Raw genomic sequence first — 26,518 nt, 5'->3', positions numbered from 1 at the left:
TGATACAAAATATTAAAAATACATTACTTTGCTGGTGAAATCACAATGTTACTCCATGCCGGTAGCGTGACCTGCCGTTCCTGGAACGTTGCACCGCCTTGGACCAGTAAGACGTCGTCACCTGCAAACGGTAACGTGTAAGTTTGCGTTTGTTCAGTCAGATTACAAACCACTGCCGCTTGATCACAATCATCATCAATGAGGTACGTGAAAAGGGCTTTATCGCTTCCCAACATCACAAACTGACCGTTGGCAAATAGTGGTTGGCGTTTCAATGTTAACAACTGCCGGTAATAGTTGTAGACACTGGTTGGGTCCGCAACTTCTGCCTGTGCATTCATCGCATCAGTATCACCGTGTTTCCAAGGCTGATGCTCTGAAAAACCGTGATAGGCTGTATCATCCCACTGCATAGGACCGCGGCCCGCCATCTTGTGCGTTGCATTGAGCATCGCCATTGTTTCTGACTCGGTTTTACCCGCAGCTTCAGCACTAGCAACAAATTCAGGTACCGTCTGATCCTCAAAGTCCGCAACGTCATGGTAGCGAATATTCGTCAGTCCTAATTCTTCACCGTAGTAGATAATCGGCACACCACGTTGCAGATACAATAACGTGGCTAACGATTTTGCACTCTCTTTAGGATAAGCCGCATCACCGTAACGGGTTGCGACCCGGGCCATATCATGATTATTCCAATAGAGTGTAGGTAAACTCGTGTCGGCTAAGGCTGCTTGAATACCAACCGTATGCTGCTTGTAGGTCGTTACATCCATTGGGCGTGGCTGGAACATATCAGAAAAGCTGTGATCATCGTGCGTATTGTCATCCGCAAAGGTCTTAAACGTGATGACTTGATTGCATTCGTCAGTACCCGGCTTCGTGTAATCAACCATTAAGTGTGGATCGGCAGAAGACGCTTCACCCACCACGTAAGTTTCTGGATGTTTAGCCTTAATTGCCGCCACAAAGTCATGTAAATACTGATGAACTTTTGGCAAATGGGCATAGAACATGTCACTGATAATTGGCGTTTGATCGCCGGTCTCGCTTGGATAAGTCTGGCGAAAGTCCGCTTTAGCTAAGTGAATAAAGGCGTCTAGTCGAAGACCATCAATCCCTTTTTCCACCCAGAATTCCGCTACGTCGCGCATTGCTTGTTGCACAGCCGGATTAGTCCAGTTGAGATCAGGCATACGTTTGTCGAATAGATGGAAGTAATATTGCGAGCCGCCAGCTGGATCTTTGTCCCACACACTGCCACCGAAGAAGGAACCCCAATTATTAGGACGACCACCGTCTGCGGCTGGATCTTGCCATAAGTAGTAGTCACGATATTTACTATGTGGATCAGCCACCGCCTGTTTGAACCAGGGATGTTGATCAGACGTATGATTCAACACGAAATCAAAAATAATGTACATCCCATTGTCATGCACCGTTTTAATCAGCGTTTCAACTTCCGCCATCGTCCCTAAGCTAGGGTCAACTTGATAGTAGTCCGAAACATCGTAGCCATTATCCACTTGTGGCGACTGATAAATTGGATTCAACCAAATCGTAGTAATCCCTAACTGTTTAAGGTACGGCACCTTCGCCGTGATACCGGCAATATCGCCAACACCATCATTGTTGCTGTCATTAAAGCTTTTAGGATAAATTTGATAAATCGTTTGTTGATCATACCAATGTGTACTCATCTGTCTAAACTCCTCTTTAACGGGTCGATTCCGCAACCGACAGCCGTGAATTAATAATAATTTTCTCCTGATTATGGGACGCCTGTGACATTTCCGGATGCGCAATCTTAGTTAGCAACAGCCGCGCTGCTGCCCGTCCCATTTCCTCTAAAGGTTGTTTCATCGTCGTTAAACGCTTAGCTGCGATTTGATTCAAAAAGACACCATCAAAGCCAATAACACCATAGTCGGACGGCACTTGACCACCCTGATCAATAATTGCCGTTTCGACACCAATCGCCAACCGATCACTAGCACAGATAAAAGCCGTGTTGGGTGGAAATTCTGCCCAATGCTTCTTAATATAGGCCGTCGCACTATGTGAATGATTCGTTAGCCGGATAATCTGCGCGCTAATCTGATGACTTGTCACATACTCTTGAAAGCCCTGTTCACGGTCGAGCTCAAATGGTTCAGCAACCGCGATCCCAACAAAGACTAAGTACGTATAACCCGCTTGAGCCGCATACGCCGTACTGGTTTGAATAGCCTGGAAATTATCGGTATCGACATAATCATAGCCCTGACGATTGCGTCCAAAGAATACGACTGGCTGGTCTAACCGAGCAACCCATCCCGCATCAGAATCACGAATTCCCGTCAGAATATAACCATCACACTCACCGACCTCATAACTATTGCGAGTAGCGATTTGGAGTGCATATTGATGTTGGTTTAATTCATTCGCGATCCCAGCTAGTAGCATCATGTAATAAGGTTCCGTAATGTCCATATCTTCAAAAATCGTCAGCTTAATGACTCGGGTTCGCCGCCCTACTAACGCCCGCGCTGCCGCATTTGGATGATAGTTTAACTCAGTCATCACTTGTAGAATCGCATCACGCAATTCTGGTCGGACTTGATCAGGATGATTAATCGCCCGCGAAACGGTCATCTTTGATACATTCGTCCGCTTCGCAACATCGTTTAGCGTTGCCATATATGTGAAGATCCCCCTTAGCAGTTGTTATTCGTTACTGTAAAGATTTAATCTGATGAACTGAGTGTCGCTGAACAATTTGATGGGGCACAATGACTGCTGTCGACAATTCATCGGCCGGGTGATCGGCCAACGCAATCTTAGCAGCTTCTTCACCTAAACGTTGTGGGAAGACCGCTATCGAAGTTAGCATTGGGTGGGCCAAGTCTGAAAAGATGGAATTGTTAAACCCAATCAGTGAGAACTGCTTGGGTTTCCATTCTGGATCATTGTGCAACACTTGCTGCAACTTCAGCGCCAACATATCATCGACAGCGACAAAGCCCGTCACATCCGGATAACGGTCAAAGAATTCGTGAAGGGCTTGAACGCCTTCTTCATGGTTTTCAAACCGTTCTTCTAACATGATATTCGGTAACTGTTGCTGCATCATGGCGCGTTGGTAGCCTAAGATACGGTCACTTTGAACCATTTTTGTTAAGTCTGAATATAGGAAGCAGATACGTTGGTGACCACGGTCAAGCAAGTACTGTGCCGCATCCGTTCCGGCCTGAATATTGTCGTTATCAACATACGACGTCTTGTTGACCTCTTGGTATGGCTTACCAATAATGACGTACTGCACATCAAAGTGATCCAAACGAGCAACAACTGGATCATTCTTCTCGGAATACAGTAAGATAAACGTCCGGATATGTCCTTGAGCAATCATGACGTCAATATTGTGGACCAGTTCCTCACTCGAAATACCGGTTGCTAACGTGGTCATCGCACCATTTTTACTACAAACTTCATTAATGCCGCGAATCATTTCCAAGAAGAATGGGTTTGAAAAAATCTCATGATGATCAACTGGCAGTACGACTCCGATTGTATTACTAGCTTTGGTTGCTAGATTTTGTGCATTAAAATCCGGCGCGTAGTTCAACTCCCGGGCCGCTTTTACGACCTTGTCACGCGTCGGTTTACTGATGATTTTGCTCCCATGCATAGCGCGTGACGCGGTTGAAGGCGAGACACCCGCACGCTGGGCAACATCCTTGATGGTTGCCATATTAATTCCCCCTGATTTTTAAATCTATCTACCATTAAATATAAAACGTTTCCATAGCCATTGCAAGCGATTGCATAAAATTGCATTAATTTATTGGCTTGCAAAAAAATAAGGGGGGGGTCGTATAGTTCAAAATACGTTACTTCAGAATTTTTACATCTCTGAAGTAACGTATTCTAAGCTTTCTATATCCTATTAACATAACCATACGTCATAAGACTTTTTATGAGTAGCATCGTTCATCTTGGATGTAATATTATCCAATCAACGTTTCCAATCCAGCGGCTAGAATACCACCAACTAGCGGTCCACACATTGGAACCCATGCGTATGACCAATTAGCCGTCCCTTTATTAGGAATTGGTAAAATCGTGTACGCCAAACGTGGGGCCCAGTCACGAGCTGGGTTAATCGCAAACCCAGTCGTACCACCTAGCGTTTGACCAACTACCACGATCAACAGCCCGACCATTAATGGTTTCAGCCCCTGAGTGAAGTTACCTAAGTTCAGCAGCACGAAGATGAAGAAAAAGGTCGCAATCATTTCACTGAGAAAGTTAAATAGTGGATTGCTGATTGCTGGGCCAGTTGCGAAGATGCCAACTTGGTTACCATCGGCCGCATTCTTCGCAGCTTTGAAGTGGGGATAATACTGAATGATCACAATAATTGCGCCCACAAAAGCCCCAAGAAATTGGCCTAACAAGTAAGGCACAACGTTGCTGGCTGGTAGATAGCCAAATAACGCTAGTCCTACTGTTACCGCAGGGTTCAAGTGACCAGCAGAACCGAATTGACCCGCAACATAAACACCAAACGTAACGGCTAGTCCCCATGCTAAACAGATAAACGTCCAATTCTGATTTCTGGCATAATTACCTTTTAAATTCATGGCAGCGCCACTGCCGACACCAAAGACAATCAGCACCAGCGTTCCTAAAAACTCACCTAAGAATCCATGCATCGTTTTTCACGCTCCCTTATTTGATCTTTAGTGGTGCCAACTGGGCTTCCACGTCCGTCAACGGAACAGCTGCTTGCAGTAATGAGGCCGCCGTATAGGCACTCTCAATTAGAGCTGTATCGTATAAATGAACAGTCTTTTCGCTCATCTCAATTGCCATTTCTAAGTTCATCTTGGCACTTCCCAAGTCATAGAACGCCAGTATTTCATCTGCCGTATTCTGGTCAAAGGCTTTCATGATCTTCGCCATGCTAGTCCCAACCTGTTGTTCATCAGTCCCACCAGCGATCGTAACCGAGACATCCTTGGCAACTTGCTCTACTAGCCGTTGAACACCTAGCGCAATTTCAGGTACATGTGACACAATCACAATTCCTAAACTCATAAGATACCCTCCGTTGCTAGTAATGCAGTAAACAAGTAGCCACTTGAAACAGCCCCTGGATCTAGATGTCCGACTGACCGTTCACCCAAGTATGAAGCGCGACCTTTTTTGGCGACCATTGGTTCCGTGCTAGCAACCGCGTCATCAACAACGGCTTGGGTTAATTTTCCCGCTTGAACCGCTGATACAACCGGTGCCCACACATCAATCAAGGTTTTATCACCAGTCGTTGCACCGCCCCGTTTTTCAATTCCCGCTAAGGCTGCGGCTAATAACGTTTCAAGGTCAGTATCGGTCTTACTCTGCTTGGCCATTTCCAAAAAGGCTGTTCCATATAAAGGACCTGAAGCTCCGCCGACCTTGCTAATTAAGGCCATGGCAGTTGCTTGAAAGACCTTAGTCAAGTCAGCCGGAGCAGGATTTAATGCTGCTTTTACTGCTACTAATCCCCGAACCATGTTACCACCATGATCCGCATCACCAATTGGCGTATCTAATTCACTCAAATAACTCTGTTTTGCTTCAATTTGGTCCGCAAATTGGTCAATCCACGCCACTGTATTTTCAACTGTTAACATTATTATTCCTCCTCGTTTACTATCGATACAAGCTCCTACCAATAAACTGGTAAGCCATTACCAAGCAATCGTCTTAACTGGGTAATTCAAGTAGTCTAACCACTGACTATCGGCTAAATAAAAAATAGTTAATGTAAGCCCGCCATATCAATAGAAGTCATGTAATTGCCCACTTTCATCATGGCTGGTTCAATCTTCTTGGTAGCTAATTCATCCAATAAATCATGGCAAAAGACGTATTGTTCCATCAATGGCGTCGCACCCATTCCATTAACCATGACTGCATATTGATGAGTCGCATCCAGATGGATTTCTTCATCCAACTTACCAACCAGTTCCTGCACTAATGCTTTGGAAGGCTTAACCGCTTCACGTCGATAACCGGGTTCACTGTGAATACCAACACCAAACTCGATTTCATCATCTTTTAACTCAAAACCAGGTTTTCCTACTTCTGGTACGGTAGCCGCGGATAACGCCACTGCAATTGTCTTAATCTGTGGTAAGACTTGTTGTGCTAGTTGCTCTAACTCATCTAAGCTAGCACCCTGATCAGCTGCTGCACCTAAAACTTTATGCATGAAGACCGTTCCGGCAACACCACGACGACCTTGCGTATACAGACTGTCCTTAACCGCAATGTCATCATCAACCACGATGGACTTAACTTGAATATCATCCAATTCGGCCATATCCTTAGCCATATCAAAATTCATGACATCACCGGAGTAGTTCTTAATAACTAGGAAAACACCGCGACCCTGATCAACTGCTTTGATTGCTGCATAGATTTGATCTGGTGTAGGTGAGGTGAACACTTGACCAGCAACGGCTGCACTAAGCATTCCCTGACCGACAAAGCCAGCATGTGCTGGTTCATGACCGCTACCGCCACCACTGACAATTCCAACTTTTCCTCGCATCGATTCTTGATCACTACGGACCATTGCTTCCGTATCTGGCAACTGTGTTAAGTACTGCGGGTATGCCCGAACCAACCCATCGACCATTTCTGAAACAACATTTTTAGGATCATTAATAATTTTTTTCATTGCGATCACGTTCCCTTCTTAATTTGACTCCTTCATTGTAAATGAATCCGCTTTCAAAAATAATGGACACTTTTTACATTCTGTCCGACTACGTCACTATTAGGTCATTTCGTGAATGCGTTATAATAACACTATCAAACATGGAGGTGGTCCCAATGCAAATTATTAACGAGCCTAAAAACGCCCTGAATCAAGCGATTCAAGGCATTCAATGGGCCTATCCTAATTTAAAGTGGGTTCCCACTACGTTCGGCTGTTACGATGAGACATTCAATGATGATCAGGTCCCACTGATTGCTGGCGGGGGTAGTGGTCATGATCCTGCTCACTGGGGCTATGTCGGTCATGGAATGCTCACGGCCGCTATCATGGGCCAAATATTCCAACCACCGACACCCGCAGAGATTGTTAAAGTTACCAAACAAGTTACCTGTCAGCAGCAAGCTTTCTTCATTGTCAAAAATTTTCCAGCTGATGTAGCTGCCTTCACTGAGGCCCAACAACAACTAATCAATGAACACTGGCAAGTTGGTATGTGCATTGTTGCGGACGACATTTCAGTCGATAATGCTTCGTTAAAACAGCGTCGACGTGGGGTCGCGGGAACCATTTTTGTTCAAAAAATCCTAGGTGCCGCTGCTGTTCAGGGCGCGACTATTGAAGAACTGACTACCCTAGCAGCAGCTTTAACACCCAACATCCAGACGATTGGCGTCGCTGCGAGTGGTGCCAAAATTCCTGGACAAAAATCCGCATCATTTACACTTAACGAGGATGAAATTTACTACGGCATCGGGATTCATGGCGAAACCGGCTATCGGCGCGAACCATTCCAATCATCTGAATTACTGGCCCAAGAATTAGTCAGCAAGTTAAAACTTAATTTCAAATGGCAACGTGGCGACCACTACGCCATCTTGGTCAACTCACTTGGCGGCACCACTCCTATGGAAACAATGGTCTTCAATAATGATGTCCACGAACTGCTGGAACTGGCAGCTTTACAGATCGACTTCAACAAGGTCGGCACTTTCTTAACCTCTAACGGCATGCACGGTCTCTCGTTAACGCTACTAAAATTAACCGATCCAGCTTGGTTGACCGCTCTAAAGTTGCCGGTAACCACAGCCGCTTGGCCAAATTAGTTTAAAATCGTTAATGTCATCTGAATAGCCGTAATGGCAGAGTCAGTCAACACTTCGTAGTCCTCAGGATGGTTAGTGATAATATTATGCGTCAATGACTGTGCAATCCCTAAGCACAACAACCAAATCAGCGCTGCATTAGCCGTTGAATCAGTCCCTGTTAGTTGTGTTAGCAAAGCAGCTAGATGATTTCCAACTAACGCCGTAACATCAATCTCATGCTGTGCTGTAATACATTCAGCATAAAACTGACGATTGGCATCCAGCTCATAACAGGTTAACTTGATAATTTCCGCCCACGGTAAGTAGTTCAGGTTATGTTCGATAGTCTCTGTCAGCGTGTCATCTATAAACCACGTTAATAACTCATATTTATCTTGGAAATAATCATAAAAAGTTTGCCGGCGAAAATTAGCCATATCCATGATTGCAGTTACAGAAGTGCGGTTGAATCCCTTCTCTAAAACAACGGCTTGAAACGCATGTGCAATCTTTTTTTGAGTAATGTAGGCCATCCGTTTCTCCCTCGCTATCAATGTTTTATCCATATTGTAGCGGTATCAAGAAGACGTGTCCAACTTGCCAATTATTTATAAGCTAACTTAATTTCACGAAACGCTATGTCGTTACATAGCGTTTTTTGTTTTATAACTACTTTTATGCCGTCTAAAATACCAACATTCTGGCTAGTATTCCCCCATCATTTCCCTTAAAATACCAGTTAATGAACACTTAGGGGGGAGTAACTCATTATGACAACCACTCATACCATCCGTAAATTAACACTACTCGGCGTCCTAACCGCTATGCAAATCATCCTTGGTAGCTTACTCTCGCTACAGTTTCTTACTACCAAGATTGCCTTTGCATTTATCATCGTTGCTCTGACTGCACGCCTATTTTCACCGCTAGTTACGGCAGGAAGTACAGCGCTCGCCTACTTTTTAGGCATGCTACTCTTTCCAAAATTCACGTTCTTTCCGGGATTTATTCTGACGGCCTTTTTGACAGGTCTAACGCTTGGCATCGCTTTTCAATACCGGACATCGATGCTTCGAATTCTGCTGGCTAACTTCATCGTGGTCTTCATCTTGAACTTACTACTTAACAGTCTCTGGCTGCATATCATGTACATGACACCGTGGTCAGCGCTCTTCGCCACACGAATCATTCAAGAAATCGTGACCTACATCTGTTACACCATGGTGCTGATCGTCATCTTTAAGGTTCCCGTACTGAATCAACTGACAACTAAGTTCAAGCTGCAGTAGTTTCTAACGTTTAAATCGATGCTATTAGTTAACGCTAGTCATTCATGCAATTTTTTATAAGACTACCCTGTTCTAAATTGCCCGTGATAAACCTTATGAAACCGGCTTTAGCCCTGATAAGTGCAACCTATACGGGCGCAATCAGCACGGGATATTCACCCTCACTAATCTGCTAATTGCTAGGCTACCAGTGTTTGTTCAAGTATGATGAAGGTAATAAAGGAGAGGGGTGCGGGATATGGAAAATCAATTTAGTCAGCAATTAGGAAAACTCCGTCGCCAAGCTAATCTGTCGCAAGAGCAACTGGCCCAACAGGTATTTGTAACACGTCAGTCCGTATCTAAGTGGGAACAGGGAGAAACCACGCCAGATTTAGATACACTGATCAAGTTAGCCAATCTTTTACAAGTGGACTTAAACGAGCTGATTACGGGAACAACGGCAACTAACTTGTCACAATCGGCAGATCAACACAGCACTTCTGAACAGCTCCAGACTGAACGGCCAATGAACGTTTGGGAATTTTTAGCGAGCTACTGGTGGGCAATAATTGCTTTAGCCGCAGTTATTGGCATCTTTTTCCACTAACATTGCTTCTCACCAGATAGATTCTCTAAGAAAAGATTTGCTGGACGCCTAATCTATAAAAATTCGAAAAACCAGATGAGACTGTAATTTTCGATCACAGTCTCATCTGGTTTATTTTTAATTCTATTAGATCAGTCTACTTATACAGTCCTACTTAATGTATTTGGCAACCTGGGTTCCTGCTTGACGACCAAAAATAACCACTTCAGCAACAGAATTCCCACCAATCCGGTTATCCCCATGCAAGCCACCGGTAACTTCACCCGCAGCGTATAGTCCAGGGATTGTTTGCCCTGATTTTTTCAAAACTTCGGTCTGTGGATTAATCTTCACGCCACCCATCGTGTAATGGATTCCGGGTGCAATCTTAATCGCATAGTATTTAGGCGTATTTAACTGATGATCCATCCCAGTTGTCCGTTTATAAGCTGCGTCGTGCTTATTTTTAACGTCTTGATTCCAGGTCTTAAGCGTTGTTGCCAAGTTATCACTCGAAACACCTAACTTCTTAGCTAATCCGGTAACCGTATCACTTGAGACGACCATGCCTTTTTTCTCATACTGATTGATTGCCGTCACGCGTTTCTTAACGCCACCGTCGAACAAGACGTACGCATACTTACCGCTTTGCTTGTTGATGGCTGCAGAAACGACGTCACGAGTCCCCATTTCATTAGTGAAACGCTGACCTTCCGTGTTAACTAAAATACCGCCTTCACCACGAACTGCTTCACCAATCAAGTATGGTGGCTTTTGGTAAACCGTTGGATGGATTTGAATCTTATCCATATCAACTGTGTAACCGCCTAGTGCCGTAATCATTTGAATCCCATCACCGGTACTCCCCGCTTGATTTGTCGTAACGTACTTAACTAGATCTGGACGATATTTTTTAATCATCGCCTTGCTAGCACCAAAACCACCAGTCGTTACAATGACAGCCTTTGAACTGATTGTTTTCTTCTGATCTTGATCAAAGGTTACGTTGACACCATCAACTTTGCCAGCCTGTTCATTGATTTTGGTAACGTCAGCGTTGACATAGATTGGAATATTATTCTTCTTAACATTCCGCAACAAGCCACTTACTAAGTAACCACCAACCGCAGAACCATCAGCCGGACGATGCGTTCGTTTGACACTCATCCCACCAGTAATGGTTAGATTATTAAGTTTAATGCCCATTCCGTCCAACCAATCAATCGCACTAGCTGAATTATTCACAAAGAATCGCAACATTTGTTTGTCGTTAGTCCCGTGTCCACCTGCCAGCGTCTCCTGATAGAACTTCTCATTACTATCCTTAATGCCGGCCTTCTTCTGAACCGTTGTTTCTGACGCGTTCATCCCCGAAGAAGCTTTCAACGTATTGCCACCAGCAACGGGCATCTTCTCCAAGATAACTGGATTCAATCCTTTTTCTTTGGCAGCTAACGCGGCGGACATTCCGGCACCACCCGCTCCAATAATAACCACGTCATACTTTGATTTTAGATCGTTCATTGACGAATATTTCGTCTTGGACGCGCCCGACGTTACTTCCGTTGTCTTCTTAGAACTACTGCTACTACTAGTTTTGCTGACAGTCTTGGTACTGCCACACCCTGCTAAACTAGCCATGACCAGCGTTAAACTGGCCGCAATAGTGATTAACCGTGTCTTCATAATATAAAATCCCCCTAAATCCTTTTGATATTGTGAATTCATGAGCTAATCGTATCATGCTGTTCACCATCGGCCAACCCTTCTTGGCAAATTTTCATGAGTTTCTTACTCATTGATGGCTTTAATATTACTTACTGTAGATAGTTGTCACACAAAAAGGCCCACTAGTAATCTAAAACTAGTGAGCCTTTTGATTAACCTAATTCAATGCCGCGACCATGCCATCCAAAAATTCGGTTGCGGTTCCAACAAATACTTGTTGTGAATGATCAAATATCGGTGCCTGTTCATCCGTATTAACTGACAGGATATGTTGCGCACCCGCCATACCAGCTAGGTAATCTTCGTCACCGGACACCCCGATATTAATCAGAACTTCCGGTGCTACCATTACTGCTTCAGCACCAATTCGTTGTTCAATGCTGAACTGTTCCATCATCGTTAATGGCTGAGTAACCGCAAATGCAGCTCCAATCCACTTAGCCAATTGCTGTGCCTGTAGTAACACGGCTGGATCAGTTGCCCCTCGTCCTAAAGCCACAATCCGCTTGGCCGTGGCAATACTACCCACGTTAACCGGCACATCTTTGGTCAGATTGAGATGTTTAACGACCCGATGTAAATCAGAAATGGCTAGTTTTTCAAGTGCCACTGTCGGCATCGCTACAGGACTCAAATTTTGTTGACTATTTAACGTCACCATAGCGAATTCGTCAGCAATCACCGCAGAAGTTCCTACTAGTAACGGTAACGTGTCTAGGTCGTGCTGCAATGCCATTAATGGTGAATGTTGCGTATAAGCCAACTCACCGATTAATGGCGTTAAGGTTGCCAAAGGTTGCGTCGCCATTTGACTAGCAAATAACATCACTGAATTAGCTGCCGGAACAAACACTTGCTGTTCATCTGCTAATTGGGCAACGTTAAATACACTGGCCTCCAGAGCACTAGTCATTGCTATAACCGGTGCTAATTGTGCTAACGGTGGTTGTTCAGTCAGCGCAAGTTGACGCGCCTTTTCCGTCGCGTGGTGCCATACACCAGCCGTTACGGCTCCGGCAAATAAGCGGCCCAATGCTTGCGCCCGTTGCATAATTTCTGCACCTTGGCCCCACTGACCTAACTGATCAGCCGCCGTCACTTTAACATCCGTTAACTGCAAGTCTGCTAAGGGTAATCCATTTAATCCCAGGGTTACAACGGCTGGATTCATCGTAATACCGTTCTGTTCGGCTGCAACTAAGAATATCCCAGTAGTTTCTGGCGTTGTCTGTGCCATCACTAGGTAGCTAGCCGCCTGACCACCATTCAACACCTTGCTGACTGTCCCGCTGAGCTGCCAGCCATCCGCTACGGGTGATGCTTGCAGCATGTCCGAGTCAGCAACTGGCATCGCTAAACTAGGCAGACCTAATAATTCAGGCTGATCCAAATAACGTTGCTGTTGTTTTGGGGTTCCAAAGGCTAATACCGCATCCTGAACTTGCCACCAGCTAGCAATAATCATCGCTAAACTAGCGGAACTTTGCGCCAATGCCATCACGGTTAGTACTTGCTGGCTGAACCGGTCAACGGGTGGTGTCATCCCAAATGGTGGTAATTGCGACTCAATTGCCGCCAACATATCTGGATTAAACGTCTTCGTGGTTTCAAGTTCTGTTGTCATACTCATTAATTGTTCCCGCTTAAACGTCATTAGTCGCTGCCACAATAACGTTTGCTGAGCCGTTAACTGTAATTCCATCCCGTTCCCTCACTTCACTGATTACTTAATAAGTCTAACTTACCACATTTTTAGAAATAGCGTGGCGCTGAGGCGATTAGTTTGTGAGCTTTAACGGGTAAAGCCGAGGCTCCTTCAAGCTTTGAAACAATTCCTAATTTTAGATTAAGCGATATAAACTGACTTCTGGCGTGCATTTCAACTATTGTGCTAGGTCACGGCGCCGATATCCAATCGCCGCTACAACTAGTATTAGAATCGTTAACGCTAAACACCACCAGTTTGTCGACCATGATAGCGCCTTAATGGGAACTTTATTGACGAATCCCAATGGTGTCAACCGGCGGGCCCATTTAGGGAGGTCAATCCGGTTACCTAAATACAAGGAGAAGAAACCGTAGAAGACCCACGCCCAGGCTAAGTAACGCCATTTAGGCAGCCAACCGGTTAACACACTAGCTACCGCAATTATGACTAGCATGGCGGGAACGTAGGCTAAAAAGACGTGCCAGTAAGTTAGCCAACTGATAGGGTCCTTCATACTAGCCAGGCCCATTAGATACATCCCAACTAATCCGGACGCTAGGACTCCCATGCCAGTTACCATGGCCCAGCCAGTATAGCTGGCCCACACATACCATCGCGATGTCGCCGTTGCGTAGACTTGGTGTAAATAGCCTTTCTGCTCATCACTAACTAGCTTCAACATCAATTGAACGGCCGGAATTAGCGCCACAATAACCATCACGATCGCAAGCACCGCAATGAAGTTCTTCACGACCACGCGGTTTGCCGCTGCCAGGGCACTAGTTCCCAAAAGCTGTTTGATCATCGGGTTACTCTTGGCAATATCGCCAATCGTACTGAAGACGGAAGCGTAGGACGCACCTAACACAAAATTACCGATTAACCACGCGACGATTAGCCCACGCGACTGGCGCCAAATTAATGTTACTGGTCCCTGTAACCAAGCACTAGCATTGGATCGACCCCGGCGCGGTGCGATCAAACCAGCACCTAAGTCACGCTGACTGTTGAGAAGTGCTGCAACACCCAGACATATTATCCCTAATAGTAAATAACAACCGATTGGCAACCAGCGATTGGTCTGATAAGCGTTGATTTTTTCAATCCATCCAAATGGCACCCACCACGTTAATCGTGGGTCACTGACATCCGTGATCATCCGCGCCACGTACATTATGCCAAGTACCGTGTAACTCAACATCGTCGTACCGCTGGCATTATTGGTCACTTGAGCAATCAGCAATGTGATCATCCCAAACGACCAACCTAGCGCGGCCAAGCCAACTGCAATCACCCAGTTACCCGCAGCATCAGCACCCGGTAAGCTGGCAATCTGCAGACCAATACCGAATAAACCACCAACGATTAGATTAACTACCGTCAGTTCCACGACACCCGCGCACAACGGCGCTAAACGGCCAACCGCGTGTGCGCGAATCAATTCTAGTAAACCGTCATCCTCATCACCGCGGGTCGTTGCCACCGCTAACGTCATATTCATAATAACCATAAATATGGCAATAAAAACGACCATTTCAGTGGCGAAAACCTTAGCCGTTGTATACGGCGCATGAGCAGTAAACGCGCCAAATAACGAGACCATTGCGGGCATTTTTAGTGTTTTAACAATAGCATCACGTGAAGCCTGCGTCCCATAGATACTGTCAAACTTAGCCGCAATCATTGTAAGTAAACCAGTCAGGACGACAATCCAGATTAATAGTTTTTTCCAATCACGCTTAAAATTCAGTCCAATCAGTAATCCTGTGTGCCCCAATAACTGTGTCAATCGCATGTGAGTCACTTCCCATCAGTAGTTGGCTGATCCGCCGTGTAGTAACGCATAAACAAGTCCTCAAGCGTTGGTGGCGTCGTTGTCAATGAAATGAGTTGATGGCTAGTTAAATACTGCATCACCGCCGTTAATTGGTCGCTATCTACCGCTAAATTGACATGGTTGGTCCCGGATTGCATCGTCATGCCGTGTACCCCATCCAGCGTTTCCAATTCCGGCGTCGGTTCAACGGTTTGCACATCAATGGTGGTCCGCGTCAACCGCCGCATTTCAGCTAATGTCCCGGTCTCAACAATCCGTCCCTCACGAATAATCCCAATTCGATCACACATCTTTTCTACTTCCGATAGAATATGACTGGATAATAGGACACTCTTACCCTGTTGCTTCAAGGCCAACACTTCATCTTGGAAAGTCTGTTCATTCAGCGGATCGAGTCCCGACGTCGGCTCATCAAAGATATAAAGATCAGCATCCGTTGACAAAGCCGCAATTAGAGCCACTTTTTGCCGATTACCCTTAGAATAAGTGCGCGCCTTCTTCCGGGGATCTAGTTCAAATCGTTTGATGAGCGCATCTGTCTTTTTAGTATGCTTCTCACCATTCAACTTTAGAAAGAGATCGATGATTTCACCACCACTTAGATTGGGCCACAGATAAATATCGCCGGGAACATAAGCAATGCGCTTATGGATCTCCACACTATTTTTCCAGACATCCTGGCCAAAAATAGCAGCATTACCCCCACTAGCTCTCAGAATACCCAGTAATACTCGAATCGTGGTGGACTTTCCCGCGCCATTTGGTCCGATAAAGCCAAATACTTCCCCGGGATAAATCGCAAAATCAACATCTCTCAACGCTTGAAACTTACCGAAACGCTTCTGCAAATGCTTCACCTTTAGTAACGGTTCATTAGTCATCATACTCACTCCCATCCTAGGACCATTCAATCAAGGTCCCACGTTCATTTTCAAAAACATCATAAGCGCCCCTAATAAACAAGTCAATAACGACTAGCTTGCTGACCATCATCAACTGTATTTATCCCTTGCTACCAGGAATTGCGTCCTGTTAACTAACCAAAAAAACTGTAGTTAACGGGGTTCGTTAGCTACAGTTAATCATGACTAATCGGCAGTTGCAACTAAGCCGCACAAACGCTTAGTGACTGCCATTAATAATGTAATTTTTATTTAGATATCAAGATTATTATTGTCCTTTATTCGGCAGCAATAACTGGTTGCGTCCGCGACTTTAAGTGCGTCTTGCTCAACAGTAATGAGCTAATCACAACGGATAGCGAGCTGAACGCCATGGCCAAACCAGCAAGTTCTGGACTCAGCGTCAACCCTGCTGCGTAGAACACGCCCGCAGCAACTGGAATACCAAGTACGTTGTAGACAAACGCCCAGAACAAGTTGAGCTTAATACGGTTGAACGTCTTCTTGCTCAATTCAAGGGCCGTGCTAACATCGCGTAAATCATTCTTAACTAGAATAATCCCACCAGAATCAATGGCAATATCGGTCCCAGAACCCATGGCAATCCCAACGTCAGCTACGGTCAGTGCGGGTGCATCATTGATTCCATCACCCACAAAAGCCACTTTACCAGCCTGTTGGAAGGATTGAACGTAGTTAGCCTTCTCGCTCGGTAAGACGTCAGCAATCACTTGATCGATACCCACGGTTTTAGCCACAGCTTCGGCAACTCTAACATTATCACCCGTCAACATAATGGTCTTCAAGCCTTGGTCCTTCAGGGCTTGAATCGCAGCTGCAGAGGTTTCCTTAGGTGCGTCTTGAATAGCAATCAAGCCAACAATTTGATTGTTGAAGCCGACTAGAACCACCGTTTTAGCTTCATTTTGAAGTTTCACCATCGCAGCATTCAAGTCAGCCTCAATGTCATAATCAGCCAATAGTTTCGCATTACCAACAAAGGCCTGACCATTATCGAGCTTAGCCGTAACCCCCTTACCCTCAACGGCCGCAAAGTCAGTAACTGCAAACGTCTGCTTCACGTCATCTTCCTCAGCACGATTTAAAATTGCTTCGGCAAGTGGGTGTTCCGATGACTGCTCTAATGCCGCTGCAATCTTCAACGTCGCTTCTTGATCACCAACAATATCAGTGACAACTGGCTTGCCCACGGTAATCGTCCCGGTCTTATCGAAGACGATTGTTTTAACATCGTTGACAGCTTCCAACACTTCACCATTTTTGATTAAGATTCCTAGTTTAGCGCTACGACCAGTTCCAACCATCAGGGCAGTTGGCGTCGCTAATCCTAATGCACAAGGACACGCAATTACTAGAACTGAAACAGCGAAAATCAATGAGACTGCCATTGAAGCACCTAGTATTGCAAACCAGACCATGAATGTCAAAATGGCAATAATCAGCACAATTGGCACGAAGATATCGGACACTTTATCCGTCAAATTTTGAATCGGCGCGTGGCTGGTCTGCGCCTTCTTCACTAAGTCCACAATCTGTGACAACATTGTTTCGTTACCAACTTTTTCGGCCCGGAATAGGAAAGTTCCATTACTGTTCATGGTCGCACCGATAACCTGGTCACCAGCCTTTTTCACTACTGGCATGCTTTCACCAGTAACCATAGATTCGTCAATCGTTGAGGTTCCTTCAGTAATCACCCCGTCGACCGCGATCTTTTGGCCCGGTTTCACACGAATAATGTCGTTAACGACGACCTCTGACAACGGAATGACCATTGACTGACCGTCTCGAATCACTTCCGCATCTTTCGCCTGTAAATTGATCAATTTTTCGACAGCGCTAGAAGCACTCTTCCGCATCCGTTCTTCAAAAACCTGCCCTAAGAGGACAAATGTAACAACCAAAGCCGCACTTTCAAAGAAGACAGCCTGATTAGTGAACATGGCGTAGATACTGTAGCAGTAGGCTGTTATGGTCCCAATTGCGACCAGCGTATCCATATTCGAGTGGTGCTTCTTAAATGACGCCCACGCACTACGCAAGAATGGGCTAGCTGCAACAACCATCACAACTGTCGTTAATACAAACTGGGTATATTGGGCACCAGGGAGCATGAATCCCCACGGCATCAAGATCATCTGCACCAGCATTGGTAAAGAAAACACTAGGGCGATGATAAAACGTTTAGTTGTACTCATTAAACAACCTCCACTTCTCCACTGACCATGTCCATTCCACAACTAAACCGGTAAATACCTGCTTGATCGGTAGGTATGTCAATCTTTACGACCTCGCCGATTGGTAAGTCCTTTTCAAATCCAAGGTCATCAGATTTAACAACTTCCAAACACCCCTTAGTGCTCTGCCGAATAAACTTAAGAACGGCTGGTTGGCCTTGTTTTAAACTGATTGTACTTGGTGAGTAACCACCATCAACGGTAATTGTTACTTCTTGAATATTATTAGTCATTATTTATTTTCTCCTTTTTATTGAATCACGATTTTGCCATGAAACATGTCCATCCCACAGGCCCAAGAAAATTCGCCTGCTTGCTCGGTATTAATTTCAACGGCAACTTTTTCGCCGCGTGGTAATTCTTGGTTGATCCCGAAGTCTGGAAAGACCACGTGATCTAAACAACCAGACGCGTCTTTACGCGTAAAATTAAGCACAGCCGGCGTTCCTTTTTTCAAAACCACGTGCTCAGGTGAGTAACCACCATTAACGACGATATCAATGCTTTGTGCCTGTTCAGAAACTTGTGCCTCAGCTGCACTGGCTTCGTGATGCCCGAAAAACCACCATACGATAAACCCGATTGCGGCAACACCAACAACTAATACGATTAATTTATCCATTTGAACTGCCTCCATTTAATTATGCTTTTATTTTCAACTGAACTGGTTACGTCTTTTCGCAGTCTTTGTTTACATTTGTAAATATAATATACATCTTTTGTTTACAGATGTAAACAATAAACTGATATTTTATCCCCAAAAAAACACTCTAGCCACCATAAAGCCTCTAGAAAACCCACGTGAATCGCTGTTCTACTCCCTAAACAACACCGGTAAGTCTCAGTCTTTTCAAGCATCTATTTACCGTTTTAGAATAGTCTAATCATCATTTCCCGGGAAATAATGACACAAAAAAAGCATCACCAGTTTCCTGGCGATACTTAATTTATGTACGTTCAATTATTCCGCACTTGATTTCTCATATTCTTCTAAGACAGGCATCACGTAACGTTGTTCTGCCTCTTGACGGGCCGTAATCGCATCGTCCATATCAGCAAATTGCTGATTAAGTACCAATTGACCGCGATACATTAACCGTGCAACCCACTTCTGTGAGCAGCGATCAAATGACACGCCAATCACACCGCTTCGGTTGCGGCTATTAGGTTTCAAACGATCAAGCGATGTGCCTTGATATAGTGGTAAGTTGTCACTCCGCCCCATATTCTGACGAGTCTTGGGGTTCTCAAAGATGTTGTGACGACTAACATCTGCGCGTAAACAACCACAACTCTTCGTGATTCCTTTACGTAGACGGTAACTATCGACAACCACCTTTTGACCACATGAACATTGACACAACCACCGAGCATTTCCATTTGGTGCACTTTCAGCCCGTTCAATTACGGTCAACCGACTGAAGGTTTCACCAGTCAAATCTTTAAGTCGCATCAAAATCACCTCACTATATTTTCTTTCAATACTTTTATTAACCACTCAAAACTGATTAAATCTACTAACTATAAGTTAACCCGATTTTATGAAATATTTGTGACGAATCAGAAAATATTCATAGCATAATTTATTTAAGCTCTAATAATTACATTTTTAATTCTAAACACTCAACCTATTCCAGCTTTGTCTTTTATTCAGAATACTACTATTGTTATTCTGTGTCACTTACTATTATTTATTTTATAAAAATTATATTAACGAAAAAAGGTTAGTCGAATATTAATCGACTAACCTCATTCACTAACACCCTATACAAACCACATAACTGGTGCTAATCCTAACCAACTGAAGACGTTAACCGTCGCCGTGGTTGGAATATCAACCCGTAACGACTGCTTAATCTCCTTCTCATTAGCCAATGTTTGCAAATCATACCAGTATTGGCCTTTCTTGCTGTGTCCTACCAATGTCCAACGTCCCAGTGATTTGAGATCTGCACTCTCAACATCCAAATCCGCTGTGAGTTGATTAATGAAGACGTGCATCGTAGGCATCCACGCACCGTCATACTCATCAGTATCCCGGCGTAACTTTACGATTTGCTTCTGTAAATTATGTGCCGCACGGTATAAGCGTAGTAGTGCAAATATCCCAATCAGACTGACTAGCACTGCCCAACTTATGAACGTGTCGCTCCCTTGCCGAATCGCAAAGATAATCATCAATCCCCAGACGACCACACCCGCAAAGAGGCTGAGATTGATTGTATTCATCGCTTGATCACGCAGATGCAAGGCAACTTTCAAACGCACTTGCGGATCACTGGGCGCCATCGTCGTTGTCTGTAATATTGGCTGATCACTACCGGTATACACAACTTGAACGTCAGGGTCCTGTAATTGAACCGTTACCAATACTTTAAAGGCTGACTTCTCTTCAGTCATTGCCGTAACTACGTCCTGTGAAACGTACTCACTAAAAACCCGGTAGCTAGTTTCTACACGCTCAAATTGATACCAGTTTCCACGAATACCAGCTAATAAGTAGTGCTTTTTGGCTAACCGGTTGAGCCATTCTGTTTCCTGCTGTGAACCCTTAATTAAAAATCGATGTTTCCACATTTATATCGCTTCCAAAGTTTGTTTATTATCCGAATCAAATATAGCCAAGTGGGGCCAGTCCAAGCCAGCTGACGATAGTTACTGTAACATCTGGACCAACCACCTTCTGCACCGTTTGCTTGATTTCTGACTCGCTAGCTAGCGTTCGAACGTCATACCATGACATGCCCTTATGATCCTTGCCAACAAAGCTCCAAGCACCCAAGCTGGCTACTTTTTCCGTATCCAAGTCTTCAGCCATATTCTTCAAGAAAACGTGCATCGTGGGCCGCCACGCATCATCGTACTGCTGCGTGATCATCCGTAACTCATTAGCTTCTTTATGAATGCGTCTAGCCTGCAATGCGGGGTGACCACCAATTAATATCCAGAGTAGTACATAGAGGTCCCCGAGATTCTCTGAAATATTATTCGTCAAGATCAGCACAATCAGCAAGCCTAGCCCGACAAAAAGTATCGTATTCATGCTATTCAGGAAATGCCCACGTTGCGCCAACGCAATCTTTAACTGTAACGGCGCATCACGCTGATCCACCCGGGCTTGTTGCAATGCGACTTGGGTACTCCCCGTATAAATAACTTGTACCTCTGGATCTTTTAACTGCAATGTCGTTAAGACTTCAAATGGCGAAGTTTGTTCTTGAATTTCTGTCGCCACATCGTTAGTCACGTACTCGCTAAACAGGCGGTACTTCTCCGATGTTGCCTTGAACTGGTACCAGTCACCATGAATCCGCTGTAACAGCTGTCCCCGTTGTGCCTGTTGATTCAACCACGCTAACTCTTTTTCAGAGCCTTTGATCATTACTTTGTAACGCCACATCTGCGTCACTCCCCCCTATTAACTTACAATTTTTCGTTCTCACAAATCTGGTTCAACAGTCGTAACCGATCCCGCTCGGCTGCCAACACTGCGTCGCCACTCCCCGTAATCTCATAGGTAGAAACATCGTTCTCATCCACTCGTTCCGTCATGAGATAATCCCTTTTCATCGCGTGTAGATTGGTAAATAGCGTCCCCAACCCCAGCTGCAACTTACCATCAGTTAATTCTGCGATTTTTTGTGGAATAGCATCGCTTGTAATCGGCTTTCGAACACTCACGAGTACTAAGAAAGCTGCTTCCGTCATTGGTTGATACTTGTCGATTAATCGTTGATAAAAATCTTCTGCCATAATTAAAGTCCCCCTTTAACGCTACATTAAGCGCTTACTTTTTAAATTGATTTAATTATGGTCTTCTCCTCAACTGAATGCAATACAGATCCCGTTATTCAACAAAAAATCGGCAGCCACTGATTACCGCGGTTACCGATCTCATTAATGAACTTGAACGTCCGCAACGACCGTACTAGTTGCGTATGGAAAGTGTGATTCTGATACTTCAAACGGCTGACCGTCGTCCATGTAGCTGATCTGATTGATCACTAAGACGGGATCATCAAGAACCGCGCCCATCGCCTCAACATCATCCGCTGTTACTTTAGACGCCGAAATAATCCGGTGTGAGCCAGCAATCGTTTTGCCACTCGTCTTCTCTAAATAACCGTAGATTGAACCTTCCAGCACCTTTTTCGTTAACGTCACAATACTAGTTGGCATAATGGTATGTTCATACGCCCATACCTTATCCTCAACGTACCGCGTCCGCCGAATCACGTAAACGGGATCCATCTCATCGATTAATAGTTGCGCCGCCTCACGTTTAGTAGGTAGTCGGGCCTGCAGTTCTAAGACCTTACTAGTAACCTTCTTACCTTCATTAGTCTGTGTCGTTCCAAGTGGTCGATCAACTAATGTTTCTTGTCGTCGTTCAGTTAAACCAAAGTCTTTACGCACGAAGGTTCCGGCGCCACGCTTGGAATAGACCATTCCTTCAATAATCAGTAACTGAATCGCCTTATGAATCGTAATTCTAGTCGTATCAAAAGTTGCAGCCAATTTATTTTGGTCAGGCATCAATTCACCCGGGGTATATTTCCCTGATTTAATATCTTGTCGTAAACTATCCGCAATTGTTTCATATTTGTAAGCCATACGTCTCACACCCTTTCATCACTCGATCTTGTCAACTAGTTTACCCCTTTTAGTAGCTAAATGAAATCATTTGTATATACTTTTATGTACTATGTTTAATTAATTCCCTTACTAAATCGTTACTGATACCGAATAAGGGAGCCATTGAATCCTCAAACAGCCATAAAATAACGCAATTTTCCGTTCAATAGCCATGTAACCGGCTTCACTGTTCGGTTTTACTTGCACCACTTGGGCGTTTGGCGTATGCTGGAATAGTTAAATTCAGATGAGAAAAGCTGTGACGAGATAAGTATGCTAAGTAACGCCCAGAGAGAGTCGTAGATTGGTGTAACGCGATGACGGCCTTAGTTGAAAATGGTCTTGGAGAAGCTACTAGGGTTACCCTAGTCGGAGCGATTCGTTACGATCAAGACAAGCCCTTAGTATAGGGGAAATCTCGGTGGTACCACGCAAACGCGTCCTAGAAAGCATTCGCTTTTAGGCGCGCTTTTTTATTGCCTTTTTTCATCTGTCCAACAGTCTTAATTGCCATTATCCAGTTATTCGTCGTCACTAGTCATTTTCATTTTAAAGGAGCGTTTTACCATGAAAAAGAACCAATCTAATTCAATTCGTACCGTTGTCGCCACCGGGATCGGTGCAGCCGTGATCTTCGTCCTCATGAAATTCGTCGCTATTCCAACTGGGGTTCCAAACACTCAGATCAACGTTGCCATGGGCTTCTTAGCACTACTCGGTGCGATCTTTGGCCCGGTCGCTGCTGGACTGGCCGTTTTCATCGGTCACACCCTTAACGACTTCGTTACATACGGCTCACCATGGTGGACTTGGATCATCGTTGACGGTTTGATTGGGGTAGCCTTCGGGTTTGCTAAGAACCGTTTGAAGATTGAAAATGGCGTCCTTGGTAAATCTAAATTAATCTGGTTCAATATCTACCAGATCATCGTTAACTTTATCGGCTGGGTCCTACTCGCCCCAACTGGTGACATTCTGATCTACCACGAACCAGCCAACAAGGTCTACGTTCAAGGCGTTGTAACTTGGATCACTGATTCCCTTTCAGTTGCCATCATCGGAACCATTTTATTAGTGCTATATGCGCGGACGCGGACCCAACGCAGCAGTTTAACTAAGGAACGCTAAGCCCATGACAAAGCCAATTATCAGCTTTCAAGACTTTTCGTTTCAATATAATAGCCAGACGGAACCAACCTTGCGCCACATTGACTTAGATATTTATCCAGGGGAAAAAGTCTTGATTGCGGGGCCTTCGGGTTCTGGTAAATCAACTCTGGGACGCTGCTTGAATGGCCTGATTCCCCAATCCTATCCAGGAAATATCAGCGGTACCGCTACGATTGCTGGTCAAGTCATTACTGACAGTTCCATTTTTGAGCTATCACAAGATGTGGGAACGGTCTTACAAGATCCCGACAGTCAATTCGTTGGCCTCACCGTCGTTGAAGATATGGCCTTCTCACTGGAAAATGACGAACAGACCCAACCAGTGATGCAACAAGCAACTCAAAAATGGGCTGAAACTCTAGATCTTAATGACTTATTGACACACCGCCCCCAAGAACTATCAGGTGGCCAAAAACAGCGCGTTTCCATGGCCGGGGTTCTCATTGATAATAGTAAGATTCTGTTATTCGATGAACCACTAGCTAGTCTTGATCCCGCTTCTGGGAAGGCTTCAATGGCCTTAATTGATCAGTTAAGTCGGTCGCAGGAACTCACCGTCGTAATCATTGAACACCGCATTGAAGATGTCCTTCAACAGCCAATCGATCGTTTGATCGTCATGCAAGATGGTGCAATTGTTGCCAATGACCGACCTGAAGCTATTTTGCGACAGTCTTTACTGACCCAACTAGGTTTACGGGAACCCCTTTATCTATCCGCTTTAAAATTAGCTGGCGTTAATCTCAATACTTGTGAACATCTTGACGACTTATCAAAACTACAAGTTCCCGATTTAACAGCCAACTTAAAACAGTGGACTACCGGTGTTGATCTAGCAACCCCCGTCGTTCATGACGAAGACTTGCTGACCATTGACCACCTCACGTTTGGGTACCAACCCACAGCACCAATCGTTAACGATCTTAGCGTTACTTTGCATCGTGGCGAAATGATCAGTCTGGTCGGCCAAAATGGGACGGGTAAATCAACGTTGAGCAACCTCATTACGGGTTTCCTAACACCGCAGTCAGGTCAACTTACCTTTGATGGCCACTCCTTACTTGACCAATCAGTCAAAGAACGCGCTGATCACATTGGTTATATCTTACAAGATCCTACCCAGATGATTTCTAAAACGCTGATCTACGATGAAGTAGCCGCTGGATTAGTCCTGCGCGGCGTTGATCCAGGCACCATCAAGCAACGCGTGTTAGCCGTCCTAAAGGTCTATGGGCTCTACGAATTCCGTCACTGGCCGATTGCGGCCCTCAGCTTTGGTCAGAAAAAGCGAGTCACGATTGCGGCAATTCTAGTGTTAGAACCCGCCATGCTGATTCTCGATGAACCAACTGCTGGTCAAGATTTGAAGCACTACACTGAAATGATGACCTTTTTAACTCAGATTAACCGCGAACAACACATCACGATTATGCTGATTACCCATGATATGCATTTGATGCTCGAATATACAGATCGCACCATCGTCATGGGTGACGGCCAAATTATAATGGACGCGGCTCCAGCCACCGTTTTAACTGACAGTGACATTATTAAGCGCGCTTCACTAGCCGAAACTAGTCTATATACACTAGCGAAAATGCACCAGCTTGATCCGACAGAATTTGTCGCCAAGTTTGTGCAAACTGAACGGGAGGAACGTTAACCATGCAACGGGACCTGCTGATTGGTTATAATGACCAACATACTTTTTTAAACCGGCTCAGTGGTAGCACTAAACTGCTCTGCTTCGTTGGACTATCGATCATCGGTATGATGACTTACGACACCCGCTACTTAATCGGCGTCATGCTCTTCTCCGTGATCCTCTTCCGTTTTGCCAAGATCCGGTATCAAGATATTTCCTTTGTCCTGAACGTGATTATCGGTTTTTCCGTTCTGAACTTAATCATGGTCTACGTCTTTGCACCCCACTATGGCGTAAGCATCTATGGGACGGAGCACATCTTGTTGGGTAGTCACGACCACTATTTCAATTTGACGACTGAACAACTTTTCTATGAATTCAACCTGCTGCTCAAATATACGTTTGCGGTTCCATTGGCCTTAATTTTCCTGATGACAACCAATCCGAGTGAATTTGCAGCTAGTTTGAACAAAATCGGGATTTCCTACCGCATTAGTTATTCGGTGGCGATTGCCCTTCGTTACATCCCTGATGTTCAGACAGACTATCGAACGATCAGCCTAGCGCAACAGGCCCGTGGCTTTGAAATTTCGAAGAAGGCTCACTAATGACTAGAGCTCGCGGTGGAATTCAGATTCTGCTGCCCTTGATTTTCTCCAGTCTCGACCGAATCGAAGTCATCAGTCAAGCCATGGAACTACGGCGCTTCGGTAAGGGCAAACACCGTACTTGGTATATGGCCCAGCGTTTTCGTCGCAATGATTACCTCGCATTGATCATCGTTTTATTGATTATTTTGCTCGGGATTTTACTCTTCAAAGTTAATGGCGGCCGTTTTTGGAATCCGTTTAAATAACATCAAAAGAGTGGGACAAAAGGCGGGTTGCTGCCGAGCATAGCCTAGGAATACGAATAATTGTGCACTTTCAATCGTTTGTG

24 protein-coding genes and 2 pseudogenes are annotated in these 26,518 nt (G+C 44.9%); 6 read left to right on the top strand and 20 right to left on the bottom strand.

Annotation, left to right across the window (positions count from 1 at the left end; translation table 11 throughout):
• Positions 1 to 23: 23 nt before the first annotated feature.
• From ACG95_RS01180 to dhaK, 7 genes and pseudogenes are all read right to left on the bottom strand, one after another.
• Positions 24 to 1,700 (bottom strand): alpha-glucosidase, encoded by a 1,677-nt coding sequence (locus ACG95_RS01180; RefSeq protein ID WP_047998733.1) that lies wholly within the window; start codon positions 1,698 to 1,700, stop codon positions 24 to 26.
• A gap of 16 nt (positions 1,701 to 1,716) precedes the next feature.
• Positions 1,717 to 2,679: a LacI family DNA-binding transcriptional regulator gene (locus ACG95_RS01175; RefSeq protein ID WP_047998732.1), complete on the bottom strand. Its 963-nt coding sequence runs from the start codon at positions 2,677 to 2,679 to the stop codon at positions 1,717 to 1,719.
• A gap of 34 nt (positions 2,680 to 2,713) precedes the next feature.
• Positions 2,714 to 3,733: a LacI family DNA-binding transcriptional regulator gene (locus ACG95_RS01170; protein WP_047998731.1), complete on the bottom strand. Its 1,020-nt coding sequence runs from the start codon at positions 3,731 to 3,733 to the stop codon at positions 2,714 to 2,716.
• Between the two features lie 256 nt (positions 3,734 to 3,989).
• Positions 3,990 to 4,697 carry an MIP/aquaporin family protein gene (locus ACG95_RS01165; protein ID WP_047998730.1) on the bottom strand — a complete coding sequence of 236 codons (708 nt, stop codon included), beginning with the start codon at positions 4,695 to 4,697 and terminating at the stop codon, positions 3,990 to 3,992.
• A gap of 16 nt (positions 4,698 to 4,713) precedes the next feature.
• Positions 4,714 to 5,082: a dihydroxyacetone kinase phosphoryl donor subunit DhaM gene (gene dhaM / locus ACG95_RS01160; protein WP_047998729.1), complete on the bottom strand. Its 369-nt coding sequence runs from the start codon at positions 5,080 to 5,082 to the stop codon at positions 4,714 to 4,716.
• A complete protein-coding gene (dhaL, locus tag ACG95_RS01155) occupies positions 5,079 to 5,660 on the bottom strand; it encodes a dihydroxyacetone kinase subunit DhaL (protein WP_082137272.1) in 582 nt (193 codons plus the stop codon). The genes dhaM and dhaL overlap by 4 nt, the downstream gene beginning before the upstream one ends.
• Before the next feature lie 57 nt (positions 5,661 to 5,717).
• Positions 5,718 to 6,712 (bottom strand): annotated as a pseudogene (gene dhaK / locus ACG95_RS01150) (dihydroxyacetone kinase subunit DhaK).
• 155 nt (positions 6,713 to 6,867) lie between these two features.
• On the opposite strand from dhaK, the gene dhaQ reads away from it, so the two are divergent.
• On the top strand, positions 6,868 to 7,857 hold the full coding sequence (dhaQ, locus tag ACG95_RS01145) for a DhaKLM operon coactivator DhaQ (RefSeq protein ID WP_047998728.1): 990 nt from the start codon (positions 6,868 to 6,870) through the stop codon (positions 7,855 to 7,857).
• Here dhaQ and dhaS read toward each other — a convergent pair.
• Positions 7,854 to 8,372, bottom strand: coding sequence for a dihydroxyacetone kinase transcriptional activator DhaS (gene dhaS / locus ACG95_RS01140; RefSeq protein ID WP_047998727.1), 519 nt, complete (start codon positions 8,370 to 8,372; stop codon positions 7,854 to 7,856). The two genes, dhaQ and dhaS, sit on opposite strands and share 4 nt — an antisense overlap.
• A gap of 237 nt (positions 8,373 to 8,609) precedes the next feature.
• On the opposite strand from dhaS, the gene ACG95_RS01135 reads away from it, so the two are divergent.
• Both ACG95_RS01135 and ACG95_RS01130 read left to right on the top strand, forming a co-directional pair.
• Complete coding sequence (locus ACG95_RS01135) at positions 8,610 to 9,128, top strand: folate family ECF transporter S component (RefSeq protein WP_047998726.1); 519 nt, start codon at positions 8,610 to 8,612, stop codon at positions 9,126 to 9,128.
• Positions 9,129 to 9,366: 238 nt separating this feature from the next.
• Complete coding sequence (locus ACG95_RS01130) at positions 9,367 to 9,717, top strand: helix-turn-helix domain-containing protein (protein ID WP_047998725.1); 351 nt, start codon at positions 9,367 to 9,369, stop codon at positions 9,715 to 9,717.
• A gap of 150 nt (positions 9,718 to 9,867) precedes the next feature.
• Here ACG95_RS01130 and ACG95_RS01125 read toward each other — a convergent pair whose 3' ends face one another.
• The 12 genes from ACG95_RS01125 to ACG95_RS01070 form a co-directional block, all read right to left on the bottom strand.
• Positions 9,868 to 11,382: a flavocytochrome c gene (locus ACG95_RS01125; protein WP_047998724.1), complete on the bottom strand. Its 1,515-nt coding sequence runs from the start codon at positions 11,380 to 11,382 to the stop codon at positions 9,868 to 9,870.
• A gap of 199 nt (positions 11,383 to 11,581) precedes the next feature.
• The gene (locus ACG95_RS01120) at positions 11,582 to 13,126 is read right to left on the bottom strand and encodes an FAD-binding protein (protein WP_047998723.1); all 1,545 of its coding nucleotides are present in this window, start codon (positions 13,124 to 13,126) and stop codon (positions 11,582 to 11,584) included.
• Positions 13,127 to 13,307: 181 nt separating this feature from the next.
• Positions 13,308 to 14,927: an ABC transporter permease gene (locus tag ACG95_RS01115; protein WP_047998722.1), complete on the bottom strand. Its 1,620-nt coding sequence runs from the start codon at positions 14,925 to 14,927 to the stop codon at positions 13,308 to 13,310.
• A 5-nt stretch (positions 14,928 to 14,932) separates the two neighbouring features.
• Positions 14,933 to 15,850 (bottom strand): ABC transporter ATP-binding protein, encoded by a 918-nt coding sequence (locus tag ACG95_RS01110; RefSeq protein WP_047998764.1) that lies wholly within the window; start codon positions 15,848 to 15,850, stop codon positions 14,933 to 14,935.
• Between the two features lie 299 nt (positions 15,851 to 16,149).
• Entirely contained in the window at positions 16,150 to 18,090 is a 1,941-nt protein-coding gene (locus ACG95_RS01105; RefSeq protein ID WP_047998721.1) for a copper-translocating P-type ATPase, read from the bottom strand.
• On the bottom strand, positions 18,090 to 18,362 hold the full coding sequence (locus ACG95_RS01100; protein ID WP_047998720.1) for a cupredoxin domain-containing protein: 273 nt from the start codon (positions 18,360 to 18,362) through the stop codon (positions 18,090 to 18,092). Before ACG95_RS01100 ends, ACG95_RS01105 begins: the two co-directional genes overlap by 1 nt.
• A gap of 17 nt (positions 18,363 to 18,379) precedes the next feature.
• Positions 18,380 to 18,751: a cupredoxin domain-containing protein gene (locus ACG95_RS01095; RefSeq protein ID WP_047998719.1), complete on the bottom strand. Its 372-nt coding sequence runs from the start codon at positions 18,749 to 18,751 to the stop codon at positions 18,380 to 18,382.
• Positions 18,752 to 19,090: 339 nt separating this feature from the next.
• Positions 19,091 to 19,582 (bottom strand): alcohol dehydrogenase, encoded by a 492-nt coding sequence (locus tag ACG95_RS01090; RefSeq protein ID WP_082137271.1) that lies wholly within the window; start codon positions 19,580 to 19,582, stop codon positions 19,091 to 19,093.
• A 311-nt stretch (positions 19,583 to 19,893) separates the two neighbouring features.
• Complete coding sequence (locus ACG95_RS01085) at positions 19,894 to 20,706, bottom strand: hypothetical protein (RefSeq protein ID WP_047998717.1); 813 nt, start codon at positions 20,704 to 20,706, stop codon at positions 19,894 to 19,896.
• Between the two features lie 34 nt (positions 20,707 to 20,740).
• Positions 20,741 to 21,529, bottom strand: coding sequence for a hypothetical protein (locus ACG95_RS01080; RefSeq protein ID WP_047998716.1), 789 nt, complete (start codon positions 21,527 to 21,529; stop codon positions 20,741 to 20,743).
• 23 nt (positions 21,530 to 21,552) lie between these two features.
• Complete coding sequence (locus ACG95_RS01075) at positions 21,553 to 21,882, bottom strand: helix-turn-helix domain-containing protein (RefSeq protein ID WP_047998715.1); 330 nt, start codon at positions 21,880 to 21,882, stop codon at positions 21,553 to 21,555.
• A gap of 144 nt (positions 21,883 to 22,026) precedes the next feature.
• Positions 22,027 to 22,743 carry a GntR family transcriptional regulator gene (locus ACG95_RS01070; RefSeq protein WP_047998714.1) on the bottom strand — a complete coding sequence of 239 codons (717 nt, stop codon included), beginning with the start codon at positions 22,741 to 22,743 and terminating at the stop codon, positions 22,027 to 22,029.
• 588 nt (positions 22,744 to 23,331) lie between these two features.
• On the opposite strand from ACG95_RS01070, the gene ACG95_RS01065 reads away from it, so the two are divergent.
• From ACG95_RS01065 to ACG95_RS01055, 3 genes and pseudogenes are all read left to right on the top strand, one after another.
• The gene (locus ACG95_RS01065) at positions 23,332 to 23,892 is read left to right on the top strand and encodes an ECF-type riboflavin transporter substrate-binding protein (protein WP_047998713.1); all 561 of its coding nucleotides are present in this window, start codon (positions 23,332 to 23,334) and stop codon (positions 23,890 to 23,892) included.
• Positions 23,893 to 23,896: 4 nt separating this feature from the next.
• Positions 23,897 to 25,597, top strand: coding sequence for an ABC transporter ATP-binding protein (locus tag ACG95_RS01060; protein WP_047998712.1), 1,701 nt, complete (start codon positions 23,897 to 23,899; stop codon positions 25,595 to 25,597).
• A gap of 2 nt (positions 25,598 to 25,599) precedes the next feature.
• Positions 25,600 to 26,435 (top strand): annotated as a pseudogene (locus tag ACG95_RS01055) (energy-coupling factor transporter transmembrane component T family protein).
• Positions 26,436 to 26,518: the final 83 nt, after the last annotated feature.

It is taken from the genome of Lactiplantibacillus herbarum, from assembly GCF_001039045.1.
GTDB classification, from domain to species: Bacteria; Bacillota; Bacilli; order Lactobacillales; family Lactobacillaceae; genus Lactiplantibacillus; species Lactiplantibacillus herbarum.
Note: the sequence above shows the minus strand (reverse complement) of the source record. Positions and strands in the feature narration are given on the sequence as shown.